The organism is Nonomuraea sp. NPDC049725 (genome assembly GCF_040674795.1).
Classification (GTDB): domain Bacteria; phylum Actinomycetota; class Actinomycetes; order Streptosporangiales; family Streptosporangiaceae; genus Nonomuraea; species Nonomuraea ceibae.
Window position 1 is genome coordinate 161,959 of the sequence record NZ_JBFANJ010000002.1, and the last position, 12,329, is coordinate 174,287.

General features: G+C 73.1%; 11 protein-coding genes. 7 read left to right on the plus strand and 4 right to left on the minus strand.

Going from position 1 to position 12,329, the window contains the following annotated elements; translation table 11 throughout:
* Window positions 1-51 precede the first annotated feature (51 nt).
* The 7 genes from AB0J53_RS05230 to AB0J53_RS05260 all read left to right on the plus strand — a co-directional run bounded on the left by AB0J53_RS05230 (window position 52) and on the right by AB0J53_RS05260 (window position 7,860).
* On the plus strand, window positions 52-1,404 hold the full coding sequence (locus tag AB0J53_RS05230; RefSeq protein ID WP_364168769.1) for a cytochrome P450: 1,353 nt from the start codon (window positions 52-54) through the stop codon (window positions 1,402-1,404).
* Window positions 1,401-2,279 (plus strand): terpene synthase family protein, encoded by an 879-nt coding sequence (locus tag AB0J53_RS05235; protein ID WP_364168771.1) that lies wholly within the window; start codon window positions 1,401-1,403, stop codon window positions 2,277-2,279. Before AB0J53_RS05230 ends, AB0J53_RS05235 begins: the two co-directional genes overlap by 4 nt.
* On the plus strand, window positions 2,276-3,988 hold the full coding sequence (locus AB0J53_RS05240) for a prenyltransferase/squalene oxidase repeat-containing protein (RefSeq protein WP_364168773.1): 1,713 nt from the start codon (window positions 2,276-2,278) through the stop codon (window positions 3,986-3,988). Before AB0J53_RS05235 ends, AB0J53_RS05240 begins: the two co-directional genes overlap by 4 nt.
* 156 nt (window positions 3,989-4,144) lie before the next feature.
* Complete coding sequence (locus AB0J53_RS05245; protein WP_364168775.1) at window positions 4,145-6,538, plus strand: nitrate- and nitrite sensing domain-containing protein; 2,394 nt, start codon at window positions 4,145-4,147, stop codon at window positions 6,536-6,538.
* Window positions 6,535-6,939 carry a roadblock/LC7 domain-containing protein gene (locus AB0J53_RS05250; protein WP_219507418.1) on the plus strand — a complete coding sequence of 135 codons (405 nt, stop codon included), beginning with the start codon at window positions 6,535-6,537 and terminating at the stop codon, window positions 6,937-6,939. Before AB0J53_RS05245 ends, AB0J53_RS05250 begins: the two co-directional genes overlap by 4 nt.
* Window positions 6,936-7,295 (plus strand): DUF742 domain-containing protein, encoded by a 360-nt coding sequence (locus AB0J53_RS05255; RefSeq protein WP_219507419.1) that lies wholly within the window; start codon window positions 6,936-6,938, stop codon window positions 7,293-7,295. Before AB0J53_RS05250 ends, AB0J53_RS05255 begins: the two co-directional genes overlap by 4 nt.
* On the plus strand, window positions 7,276-7,860 hold the full coding sequence (locus tag AB0J53_RS05260; RefSeq protein WP_219507421.1) for an ATP/GTP-binding protein: 585 nt from the start codon (window positions 7,276-7,278) through the stop codon (window positions 7,858-7,860). The genes AB0J53_RS05255 and AB0J53_RS05260 overlap by 20 nt, the downstream gene beginning before the upstream one ends.
* On the opposite strand, the gene AB0J53_RS05265 is transcribed toward AB0J53_RS05260, so the two are convergent.
* The 4 genes from AB0J53_RS05265 to AB0J53_RS05280 form a co-directional block, all read right to left on the minus strand.
* A complete protein-coding gene (locus AB0J53_RS05265; RefSeq protein ID WP_364168778.1) occupies window positions 7,811-8,971 on the minus strand; it encodes a hypothetical protein in 1,161 nt (386 codons plus the stop codon). The genes AB0J53_RS05260 and AB0J53_RS05265 overlap by 50 nt on opposite strands.
* Before the next feature lie 75 nt (window positions 8,972-9,046).
* Window positions 9,047-10,666, minus strand: coding sequence for a cation acetate symporter (locus tag AB0J53_RS05270; protein WP_219507424.1), 1,620 nt, complete (start codon window positions 10,664-10,666; stop codon window positions 9,047-9,049).
* A complete protein-coding gene (locus tag AB0J53_RS05275) occupies window positions 10,663-10,992 on the minus strand; it encodes a DUF485 domain-containing protein (RefSeq protein WP_219507426.1) in 330 nt (109 codons plus the stop codon). The genes AB0J53_RS05270 and AB0J53_RS05275 overlap by 4 nt, the downstream gene beginning before the upstream one ends.
* Window positions 10,993-11,144: 152 nt before the next feature.
* Complete coding sequence (locus tag AB0J53_RS05280) at window positions 11,145-12,299, minus strand: PLP-dependent aspartate aminotransferase family protein (protein WP_364168781.1); 1,155 nt, start codon at window positions 12,297-12,299, stop codon at window positions 11,145-11,147.
* Window positions 12,300-12,329 lie beyond the last annotated feature (30 nt).

Genomic DNA, 12,329 nt, shown 5'->3' on the forward strand with positions numbered 1-12,329 from the left:
ACTTTTGTCAGGAGATGTCCGACAGCTGAGACGGACATGGAGGAGAGCCGCGTGTCCACCGGGACCGAAGCCGCCAGACGAGCCAGGATCCTCCCCTTCCTCCGCGCGCTGGCCAGGCACCACCGCTCCCCCATCGACGCCTTCGAGGAAGCCGGCGCCCGGGCGGGCGGCGAGCTGGTCCGTCTGAACATGGGACCGTTCCAGCCGTACCTGATCACCCATCCCGATCACGTCCAGCACGTGTTACGCGGCAACCAGCCCAACTACGTGCGCGAGGGCATGTTCTGGGACCCGCTGGCGCCGCTGATCGGCAAGGGCATCCTGTCAGACGGCCCCGACTGGGCGGAGAGCAGGCGCATCGTGCAGCCGCTGTTCACCGCCCGGCAGCTCGAAGGGCTCGGCGAGCGGATGGCCGCGATCATCGCCGAGCTGGTGGACGGGACGCTGACGCCGGGGCGGCCGTTCGACGTGGCGGCGGCCATGTCCGCGATCGTGCACGCGACGACCGTGCGGCTGTTCTTCGGCGAGTCGATCTCCGGCGCGGACATCGACCGGCTGGCCCCGGCCTACGACACCGGCGTGACGGCGCGGGCCATCAGGCTCGTGCTGCCGTCGGTGCCGCAGCGCTGCCCGATGCCCGGCGACCGGGCGTTCGGCCGGGCCGTGGCGACCATCGACGAGGTCGTGTACCCGCGCATCGAGCACGCTCGGCAGCGCGAGGGCAGCGGCGACGGCGCGGGCGACGTCGTCTCGGCGCTGTGCCGGGCCCCGTACGCCGACAAGGGCGACCGGCGGGTGCGCGACGACATGGTGGCCATCCACGGCGCCGCCACCGAGACCGCCGCCACGGCGCTGACCTGGGTGTGGCCGGTGCTCGACGCGCACCCGGAGATCGCGGCCAAGGTGTACGAGGAGATCACCCGGGTCGTCGGCGACGGCCCCGTCACGGTCGGCCACCTGCCCGCGCTGACGTACCTGCGGATGTTCCTCAGCGAGCTGCTGCGGCTGTACCCGCCGGGCTGGATCCTGCCGCGCAAGGCGCTCGCGGACGACGTGATCGACGGCGTGGCGATCGAGGCGGGCGCCACGGTGGTGCTGAGCCCGTTCCTGACGCAGCGGCTGCCGCAGGTGTGGGAGCGCCCGCTGGAGTTCGACCCCGAACGGTTCGCGCTGGGGAACGAGAGACGGCGGTCGCGGTACGCGTACTTCCCGTTCGCGGCCGGGCCGCACTCGTGCGTGGGGCCGCACCTGTTCATGATGGAGGCGCAACTGCTGCTCGCCGGGATCCTGCGCTCGTACCGGCCGGTGCTGCACACGCCCGGGCCGGTGGCGCCCCGGCTGGCCTCGACGCTGCGGCCCACGGCGGGGCTGACGATGACGCTCGTCCCGGCGGCACGGTCATGATCGCGGACAGCGGGACCAGCCGGACGAGCGGGATCGACGGGTCGATGCCCGCCGTCGGCGGCGCGGAGCTGGGGCGGACCTGCGCGCTGGCCGTCGAGTGCGCCCGCGAGCTGGCCCGCGACGCCGGGCGGCACCCCGAACTGTTCCCCGCCAAGCCGTTCGACGCCGGGTTCTACCACTCGCTGGCGCTCGTGGGCGCGTTCGGCTCGCCCTGGGCGACGGCCCGCGAGCTGCGCGCGGTCAACCGGGCGGCGCTGTGGGTGTTCGCGGTGGACCTGCTCATCGACCACGTCGCCACCTCCCGCGACGAGGTGGCCGACCTCGTCGGCGCCTGCCTGGCCGTGGCCGACGGCGCCGAGCCGCGCACCCCCGCCACCCGCTTCCTCGCCGAGCTGCGCGACGAGGCCGGCTCCCCCGCCTGGCGCGACCAGCTCGGACGCATGCTGGCCGCCATGGCCCGCGAATGGGACTGGCGCACCGGCGACCGGCCGGACCTGGCGACGTACCTGGACAACGCCGACAGCACCGGCTCCTCGTTCGTCAACCTCGCGCACTGGAACGCCACCGGCGACCCGTGGACGCTCGCCAACCTCGACCGCGTCCGCGCCGTCGGCGACGAGGTGCAGCGCTACCTGCGGCTGCTGAACGACCTCGCCACCCGCGACCGCGAAGCCGGCTGGGGCGACGTGAACGCGCTCACGCTCGGCGCCGGGCACGCCGAGGTGACGGCCCGGATGGGCGAGCTGTCGCAGCGCGCCGTCGCCCTCATCGAGCCGCTGCGCGACACCGCGCCGCGTACCGCCCTCTACCTGGAGCGACAGTTGACGTTCAACACGGGCTTCTACGGCCTGGCGGACTTCTGGGGGGCGCTGTGAACGTCGCCCGCGAGGCGGCGGCCCTGGTCTCCACGCTGATGGCGCTGCCGTGGGGGCAGGTGTCGGCGTCCATCTACGAGACGGGCCGCCTCGTCACGCTCGCGCCGTGGCTCACCGGGCACCGCGAACGGGTCGCGTACCTGCTGGAGCGGCAGCTTCCCGACGGGTCGTGGGGGGCGCCCGACGGGTACGGGCTGGTGCCGACGCTGAGCGCCACGGAGGCGCTGCTGTCGGCGGGCGGCGCCTCCGGGGCCGAACGTGACGCCGAGCTGCGGGAGGCGGCGGAGCGCGGGCTGCGGGTGCTGCGGCCCTGGCTGGCCGGGCCGGTGGAGCTGCCCGACATGCCGGCGGTGGAGCTGATCGTGCCGTCGCTGGTCGCGCTCATCAACGCGCACGGGGTGGGGGCGCCGCTGCCGCTGCCCGACGGGATGGACTTCGCGCGGGTCGAACGGCTCCGGCACGTCGTCCGGTCCGGGGCCGCGCTGCCGGAGAAGCTGCTGCACGCGCTGGAGGTGGCGGGGCCCGCCGCGGGCAACGCGCACGCGGTGCGGCCGACGCCCATCGGCACCGTCGGCGCCTCCCCCGCCGCCACCGCCGCCTGGCTCGGCGCCGTACACGCGCTCGCGGGCCGCGGGCCGGCGGGAAGGACCGCCCTGCTCGACGCCCCGGCGCGCCCGGTCCCGACGGGGCCGGCGACGGTGGCGGGGCCGCTCCTCCTGGCCGGACCGGCGGACCTCCACCTTCCGGAGGGGTCCGGTGGGGCCGCCTCCCGGGGGTCGTCCTCCTTCGACGGCGGCCTCGTCCCCGGTGCGGACGGGGGGCAGGGGGAAGTGGTCCGGGCGCACCTGGAGGCGGTGGTCAGCCGGTACGGGGGGCCGGTGCCGGTGGGGTTCCCGATCACCGTGTTCGAGCGCGGCTGGGTGCTGAGCTGGCTGGTCAGGGCCGGGGTTCCGGTGACGGCGCCGCCGGAGATGGTGGCGGACCTGCGGGCGGCGATCGGCCCGGCGGGCACGCCGGCCGGTCCGGGGCTGCCGGCGGACGCCGACACGACGTCCGTGGCGCTGTACGCGCTGGCGCTGGTGGGGCAGCCGCACGATCCGGCGAGCCTGCTGGAGTTCGACGTGGGCACGCACTTCTGCACCTGGCAGGGCGAGGACGGCTTCTCCGTGAGCGTGAACGCGCACGTCCTGGACGCGTTCGGGGCGTACGCGGCACGCCGCCCGGACCGCGCGCGGGCGTACGCGCCGGTGGTGCGCAGGCTGTCGGCGCTGCTGGCCGACCGGCAGCAGCCCGACGGGAGCTGGGACGACCGCTGGCACGCCTCCCCCTTCTACGCGACGCTGAGCTGCGTGCTGGCGCTCGGCGAGTACGGCGGGCCGGGGCGGGCGGAGGCGATCCGGCGGGCGCGCGCGTGGGTGCTGTCCGCGCAGCGGCCGGACGGGTCGTGGGGCCGCTGGGAGGGCACGCTGGAGGAGACCGCGTACGCGCTGCAGACGCTGCTCGCGTGCGACAAGGAACTGGACGAGCAGTACGAGTCTGCCGTCGACTGTGGATATCGGTATTTGCGCACGGTAGCGGATATTTCGGAGCATCCGCCGTTGTGGCATGACAAGGACCTTTACACGCCGTTCGCGATCGTACGGTCCGCGATCCTGGCGGCGTTACACCTGTGCGAGACCAAGGCGAAGACAGGACAAATTCGGACGTAACGCTATTAACGGGCAGGTACCCGGCTTGAGGTGGGTTTGAGCCATTGCTAAGGTAAGCCCGGCACTGGATGTCGGAAATATCGCTCTATAGCTTGACTTCCAGTTTGACGCAATCCCCTTACCTGGATGGCTTATATGCGTTTGCGCAATACGCGCGTGCGAACAAAGGTGACAGCACTGCTGGTGTCCCTGGTCGCGCTGTGGGCGTTCGCCGCATGGGTGACGCTGCGCGAAGGCGTGAACCTGGTCGGCGCCACCACGGTCGACAGCGAGGCGGTGCAGCCCAGCGAACGGCTGCTGGCCGAGCTCCAGCGCGAGCGCCGCCTGACCATGGCCGGCATCGGCACGGGCGGCCCCCTGCCCGGCCAGGCCCTGCGCGAGCAGCGGGCCAGGACCGACGCCGCCGGCGCCGCCCTGCGGGAGAGCGCGGGCGGCACCCTGGTGCAGCTCGCGGCCGACGACGTGCTGACCGGCCGCCTGAACGAGGCGCTCACGAGCGTCGCCAAGCTCCCCGCCACGCGCAAGGCCATCGACGCGGCCGGGCCCGGCCGCATGACGGCGGCGAGCGCGTACGACCACATCATCGACTCGCTCTACGACATGTTCGACTCGGTGGCCTCGCTCGACGACAAGGAGATCGCCAAGGACGCCCGGACCATGCTGGCGCTCAGCCGGGCCAGCGAGAGCCTGGCCCGCACCGACGCGATGGTGGCGCGGGTGCTGGCGCGCGGGCAGTTCACGCCCGCCGAGTACACCGCGTTCGTGCGCGGCACCGGCATCTACCGCTACAACCTGGAGCAGGCCGCCGAGCAGCTGCCCGCGCCCGACCGGGCCGCGTACGAGGCGTGGACCAGGAGCAAGCCCGCGCTGCGGCTGCAGGAGCTGGAACAGCGGCTCGTCACGCAGATCGACAACGCCGGGCCGCCGCCGGTCACCGCCGCCGAGTGGCAGGCGACCGCCGAGCCGGCCCGCGCGGGCATCGAGAAGATCATCGTCGACGGCGGTGACCGGCTGGTCGAGCGGGCCGTCCCCGGCGCGGTCGGCGTCATCGCCCGCCTGCTGCTGGCCGGCGGGCTCGGCCTGGTCGCCGTCGTGGCCTCGATCGTGCTGTCGATCACCACGACACGGTCGCTGCTGGCCCAGCTCAAGAAGCTGCGCGACGCCGCGCACGAGCTGTCGGACGAGCGGCTGCCCGGCGTGGTCGAGCGGATCGGGCACGGCGAGGTCGTGGACGTCTCGCGCGAGGTGCCCGACCTGGACTTCGGCGACGACGAGATCGGGCAGGTGGGACAGGCGTTCAACACGGTGCAGCGCACCGCGGTGAGCGTCGCCGCCGAGCAGGCGGAGCTGCGGCGCAGCATCCGCGACATCCTGCTCAGCCTGGCCCGCCGCACGCAGGGCCTGGTGCACCGGCAGCTCACCGTGCTGGACGTGATGGAGCGCCGCGAGACCGACCCCGAGGAGCTGAAGGAGCTCTTCCGGCTGGACCACCTGGCCATCCGCATGCGGCGCAACGCCGAGAACCTCATCGTGCTGTCCGGCTCCTCCCCCGCCCGCACCTGGCGGCGGTCGGTGCCGATGGTCGACGTGGTGCGCGGCGCGCTGGCCGAGGTCGAGGACTACACGCGGGTCACGCTCATGCCGATGGGCGACGTGGTGCTCGTCGGCCGGGCCGTGGGTGACGTCATCCACCTGCTGGCCGAGCTCATCGAGAACGCCGTGTCGTTCTCGCCGCCGTACACGAGCGTGCAGGTGAGCGGGCAGATGGTGGCCAACGGGTACGTGGTCGAGATCGAGGACCGCGGGCTGGGCATGAAGCCCGAGGACCTGGCGGCGGCCAACGAGCGGATCGCCGACCCGCCGGAGTTCCGGATCACGGGCACGGCGCGGCTCGGGCTGTACGTGGTGAGCCGGCTGGCCGAGCGGCACGACATCCAGGTGGTGCTCAAGCCGTCGCCGTACGGCGGCACCACGGTGGTGGTGCTGCTGCCGCAGGAGCTGGTGGAGCTGAGCGAGGGGCCGGAGCCCGGCGGCGAGCCGGTGGCGAGCCTGCCCCGCCGCCCGGCGGCGCTGACGGGAGTGCCGGGCCCGGCGGGTCAGGGCGCGGGCACGGCCACGGCCGTGCGGCGCGCTCCCGCGGACGCCGGCCGCCCGCTGCCCGGCGAGAACGTGCGGGCGCTGCCGACGGAGAACGTGCGGCCGCTCAAGGTGGCGGCGGCGCCGGAGGACGCCCGGGAGGCCGAGCCGCCGGACCCCGGGCCGTCAGAAGGGGAGGCGACCACGACCGCCCAGCCGGACAGGAGCGCGGAAGGCGACGGCGAGGCGGCGAGGTTCACGCCCGGCGGGCTCCCCCTGCGGGTGCCGCAGGCGAACCTGGCCCCGGCGCTGCGCGAGGAGGCCCCGGCCGCCCCGCCCGAGCCCGAGCGGGACGAGGACGAGCCGACCCCGGAGGAGATCCGGGCGCGGATGGGATCTTTGCAGTCGGGCACCCGGCTCGGCAGGACCGAGGCGGCCAAACTCATGGACGAGCGGGCAGGAGGCGATACGTGACACCGGGTGCCGGCACAGACCTGAACTGGCTTCTCGACGACCTGGTCGGCCGCGTGAAGGACGCCGAGCACGCGATCGTGCTGTCGTCCGACGGGCTGCTGATGGCCTCGTCGGCCGGGCTGCAGCGGACCGACGGCGAGCACCTGTCGGCCGTGGCCTCCGGCCTGCAGAGCCTGGCCAAGGGCGTCTCCGAGCACGTGGGCGGCGGCCCGGTCAAGCAGACGGTGGTGGAATGGCGTTCGCAGTTTCTCGTGGTGACCGTGGCGGGGCAGCGGGCGTGCCTGGCCGTGCTGTGCGGGCAGGGCGCCGACATCGGCCTGGTCGCCTACGAGATGGCGATGCTGGTGGCGCGCGTCGGCCAGTACCTGACGTCCGGGGCCAGAGCCGGGAGCGACCTGTGACCGAGGAGCACTGGGTCGACCCCGAGATCGTCCGTCCGTACGTGGTGACGCGCGGGCGCACCGCGCCCGTGCACGGCAAGTTCGACCTGATCTCCATGGCGGTCTCCGTCGGGCCGCCGCCGGGGCCGGAGGCCGGGCTCGACCCGGAGCACCACTCGATCCTCCGGCTCTGCCGCGAACCGAAATCCGTGGCGGAGATCGCCGCCCATCTTGACCTGCCCGCGGGCACCATCCGCGTGCTGCTCGGCGACCTGTTCGACAGGGAGCTCGTCTCGGCCCAGGAACCGCAATCCGAGGTGGACATGCGTGACATGAAGATGTACAGGGCGGTGCTCGATGGTCTTCGATCGCTCTGACCGCCCGCGCCTGCCGACGGCGATCAAGATCCTCATCGCCGGAGGGTTCGGCGCGGGCAAGACGACGCTGGTCGGCGCGGTCTCCGAGACCAGGCCGCTGCGCACGGAGGAGGTGCTGACCGACCGGGGCGTCGGCGTCGACGACCTGTCGAGCGTCGAGGCCAAGCGGACGACGACGGTCGCGATGGACTTCGGCCGGATCACGCTGGGCGACGAGTACGTCCTCTACCTGTTCGGCACACCCGGGCAGGAGCGGTTCTGGTTCGTGTGGGACGAGCTGGCGGAGGGTTCGCTCGGGGCGGTCATCCTGGCCGACACGCGGCGGCTGGCCGACTGCTTCCCGTCGGTCGACTACTTCGAGCGGCGCGGCACGCCGTTCGTGGTGGCGGTCAACTGCTTCGACGGCGCGCCGACGTTCGAGGTCGACGAGGTACGGCTGGCGCTCCAGCTCGACCCGTCGGTTCCGATCATCCTGTGCGACGCGCGGCGGCGGCACTCCAGCCGGGAGGTGCTCATCACGCTGGTGAAGCACTCCGCCCGGCTGCGGGCCGAGCCGGTGGGCTGAACCAGCGGTCCGGCGGGATCCGTACGGGTTCCGGGAACGTCCTCAGGTGCGCGAGCCGCGGCAGCACGCGCGCCAGGCGGTAGGCGGACGGCGGGGTGGCGAGGGCTCCTGACAGCCGCCCGGCCGGGCCCGCCGCCGCCTCGGCCCGCTCCGGCTCGCACACCGGGGCGAGCTCGACCGCGTGGCGCACCACGAGCAGCAGCGCCAGGTCCTCGGCGACCGTCTTGGGGCGCAGGCGTCCCTTCGTGGCCAGCCGGTGGCCGACGTCCTCGACCGTGGCGAGGAAGCGGCGGGTGAAGGCGGCGTCGTAGGCCCCGGCGTACGGCCACGGCAGCTCGGCCAGGGCCCGCACCCGGTGCGGGCCGAGCTCGGCGAGAGTGCGCACGCGGTGGCCCTCGTCGGCCGGGGCGCCGTCGCCGAGCGCCGCCGCGTCGTGCCGCAGGCCGTCGGCCAGCGTCCGGGCCGCCCGCACGAAGGCCCCGGCGAGCCGGCGCGCCTCGTGGGCGGGCAGGCCGAGCCGCCGCACCAGCGCCTGCTCGGCGGGCGCGTGGGCGAGGGCGGACAGCCGCGCCGCCTCCGCCCGCCGCTCGTTGCCGGCGAAGGGCCCCGGCCGCTCCTCGTCGTCGGCTCGTGCCCGGCGGGCGTCGCGGGGCGGCAGCCCCGTCCAGGAGTAGCCGGGATCGTGCGGCGGGTCGAGGCAGGTGCGCGCCCCGGCGGCCAGCGCCCGCAGGTACGGCTCCAGCGCCCGCCGGTAGTGCGCGTCCCCGTCCGGGTCGCGCCACAGGCCGTACAGGCAGCACGCGCCGGTGCGCCGGTCCCACGGCTGGACGAGCGACTCCATGACCTCCAGCGCGATCGTGCGCAGCCGGTCGTCCACGGGGACGGGCAGCCGGGGGAACGACGGGTCGAGGGCCGGGTCGAGGAGCAGCGCCACCTCGCCGGCGGCGGCCAGGCCCGCCTCGGCGACGGCCGGCAGGATCAGGCTGTCCTCGGCGTGCACCGCCTCCAGGACCTGGACAAGCACGGGCAGCGGGTCGGCCAGGCCGTGCAGGTGGTCCTGGACGTCCATCGCCTCGTCGCTGCCGAAGGGGTCGTACCCGTGTCTGCTCACCCGACGATCATGGCGTGGCCGGGGCGGAGGGGGAAGGCGGGCCCGGCGGAGGGGGTGCCGGGCCCGCGGCGGCCGTCAGTGGTCGGCGGCCTTCTCCGCCCCCACCCCGGTGAGGGAGCGGACCTCGATCTCGGCGTACTTGGCCGCGTTGTACTCCTTGCTCAGGATCGTGCCGAGCCAGCCGCACAGGAAGCCGAGCGGGATCGAGACGATGCCCGGGTTGCTGAGCGGGAACCAGGCGAAGTCGGCGTCCTTGAACAGGGCGGCCTTGCTGCCGGAGACGACCGGCGAGAAGATCACCAGCACCAGGGCGGACAGCAGGCCGCCGTAGATGGCGCTGACGGCGCCGGTCGTGTTGAACCTCTTCCAGAACAGGCTGTAGAGGATCGCCGGCAGGTTGCCCGAGGCGGCCACGGCGAAGGCCAGGGCGACCAGGAAGGCGACGTTCTGGCTCTGCGCGAGGATGCTCAGGCCGATGGCGACGGCGCCGATGACCAGGGCGGAGATCCGGGCGACGACGACCTCCTGCCGCTCGCTGGCCTGGCCGCGCCGGAAGACGTGCGCGTACAGGTCGTGGGCGAAGCTGGAGGAGGAGGCGAGCGTGAGGCCGGCGACCACCGCGAGGATGGTGGCGAAGGCGACGGCGCCGATGAAGGCCAGCAGCAGCGTGCCGCCGACCGAGCCGAAGATCTCCTCGCCGATCCGCAGCGCGAGCAGCGGCGCGGCGGTGTTGCCTCCGGGGTCCTGGGCGACGATGGCCTCCCTGCCGACCAGGGCGGCGGCGCCGAAGCCGAGGACGAGCGTGAGCAGGTAGAACACGCCGATGATGCCGATGCCCCAGAGGACGGACTTGCGGGCGTCCTTGGCGGTGGGGACGGTGTAGAAGCGGATGAGGATGTGCGGCAGGCCGGCGGTGCCGAGCACGAGGGCGAGGCCGAGGCTGATCAGGTCGATCTTGCCGGCGATGCCCTGCGCCTCGGTGCCGTACTTCAGGCCGGGGATGAGGAAGCTGTCGGGGTTGGCCTTGGGTCCGCTGGTGGCGGCGGCCTGGCCGAGCAGCGCCGACAGGTTGAAGCCGAACTTGCCCAGCACCAGCACGGTCACCAGGGCGGCGCCGGTCATCAGCAGCACGGCCTTGACGATCTGGACCCAGGTGGTGCCCTTCATGCCGCCGAAGACCACGTACACGATCATGAGGGCGCCGACGGCGACGATCGTCCAGATCTTGCCGGCCTCGGAGGTGATGCCGAGCAGCAGGCCGACCAGGGCGCCCGCGCCGACCATCTGGGCGAGCAGGTAGAAGATGCTGACGACGATGGTCGAGACGCCGGCGGCGGTGCGGACGGGTCGCGGGCTCATCCGGAAGGCCAGCACGTCGGCCATGGTGAACTTGCCGGAGTTGCGCATGAGCTCGGCCACCAGCAGCAGCGCGACGAGCCACGCCACGAGGAAGCCGATGGAGTACAGGAACCCGTCGTAGCCGGACAGCGCGATGATGCCGGCGATGCCGAGGAAGGAGGCGGCGGACATGTAGTCGCCGCCGATGGCCAGGCCGTTCTGCACGCCGCTGAAGGAGCGCCCGCCGGCGTAGTAGTCGGCGGCGGTCTTGGTCTGGCGGCTGGCCCAGAAGGTGATGCCGAGCGTGGCCGCGACGAAGACGAGGAAGAGGATCGTGGCGAGGGTGGTGGAGCTCACTTGGTCTTCTCCTCGACCTCGTGGCGGAGCTTGTCGGCGATCGGGTCGAGCTTCTTCCCGGCGTGCCTGGAGTAGGCCCAGGCGATGAGGAACGTCGTCACGAACTGCAGCAGCCCGAGGATCAGCCCGACGTTGATGTCACCGAGCAGTTTGATGCCCATGAAGTCGCGGGCCCATCCCGACAGCACCACGTACAGCAGGTACCACACCAGGAAGGCCGCCGTCATGGGGAACGTCCACCGCCTGAAGCGGCTCTTCAGCTCCTGGAACTCGCTGCTCCTCTGCACCTGTTCGTAAACGGACGCGTCATGTTCTCTGGTCGTCACGAGACCTCCACTGTGATGCGGATCACGCACAAGGTAAGAGCGCAACCTACCCGCGGTGGAGGGGTCTCGCAGGGCTGTTCGGCGAGCCGCCGCCGAACGGCGTTCAGCTGGTCAGGGGTTGCGGTGAATGGTCCCTTATGTACGACGAACGGTCAGGCGATTCCGCCCAGCGCGCAGCCCAGGTCCTCGATCAGCGTGGCGGCGGGCTCCAGGCCGACCGCCAGGCGCACCAGACCCACGGGGACGCCCAGGGTGGCCCGTACGCTCTCCTCGACGGTCAGCGCGGGCGCGTTGACCAGGCTCTCGAACCCGCCCCACGACACGCCGATCCGGAAGTGCCGCAGCCCGTCGAGGAAGGCGCCCACCTCGGCGCGCGAGTCCGTGTCCAGCTCCACGCTGAACAGGCTGGAGAAGCCCGACATCTGGCCGCGCGCGACGCCGTGGCCGGGATGCGAGGGCAGGCCGGGGTGGTTGACCCGGCGCACCGCCGGATGCCCCTCCAGGAACGCGGCGACCGCCAGGCCGCGCTCCTGGTGCGCCGCCATCCGCACGGGCAGCGTGCGCAGGCCCTTGATCACCCGGGCGGCGTCGTGCGGCGACATGGCCGCGCCGTACAGCTGGTACTCGGTCAGCGCCAGCGGCCTGATCAGCCGCGCCGGGCCCGCCACCACGCCGCCGACCACGTCGCTGTGCCCGCCCGCGTACTTCGACAGCGAGTGCACGACCAGGTCCACGCCCTTGGTCAGCGGCTTCTGGAACAGCGGCGTCGACCAGGTGTTGTCCATCACGGTCACTAGCCCGTGGCCGCGCGCCCACCCGGCGACGGCCTCCAGGTCGAAGATCTCGTAACGCATGTACGAGGGCGACTCGAAGTACAGCAGTCTGGTGCCGGGCCGCACCGCCTCCTCGCACGCCGCCAGGTCGGCCACGTGCGTGTGGGTGACGCCGAACTTCTCCAGGTAGCGCAGGAACTGCGTGGTCGGCCCGTAGACGGCGCCCAGCACCAGCACGTGGTCCCCGGCCGACACCAGCGACGAGATCGCCGCCGAGATCGCGCCCATCCCGGAGCCGAAGCACTTGGCCCGCTCGGCCCGCTCCAGCGCGGCCAGCTTGCGCTGCAACAGGTCGACGGTCGGGTTGGTGCCCCGCCAGTAGACGTAGCGCTCGTCCTCGTCCCTGATCGCCGCGCCGAGCTCCGCCATCGAGCCGAAGGTGAACACGCTGCTGCCGAACACCGGCGGGTTGACCGCGCCGAGCTGCCACGGCTCGTCCTCGCCCAGCCGGGCGCAGATCCACTCGTCATCCATGACGGCCCACCCTAGGACAGCGCCCGCCCG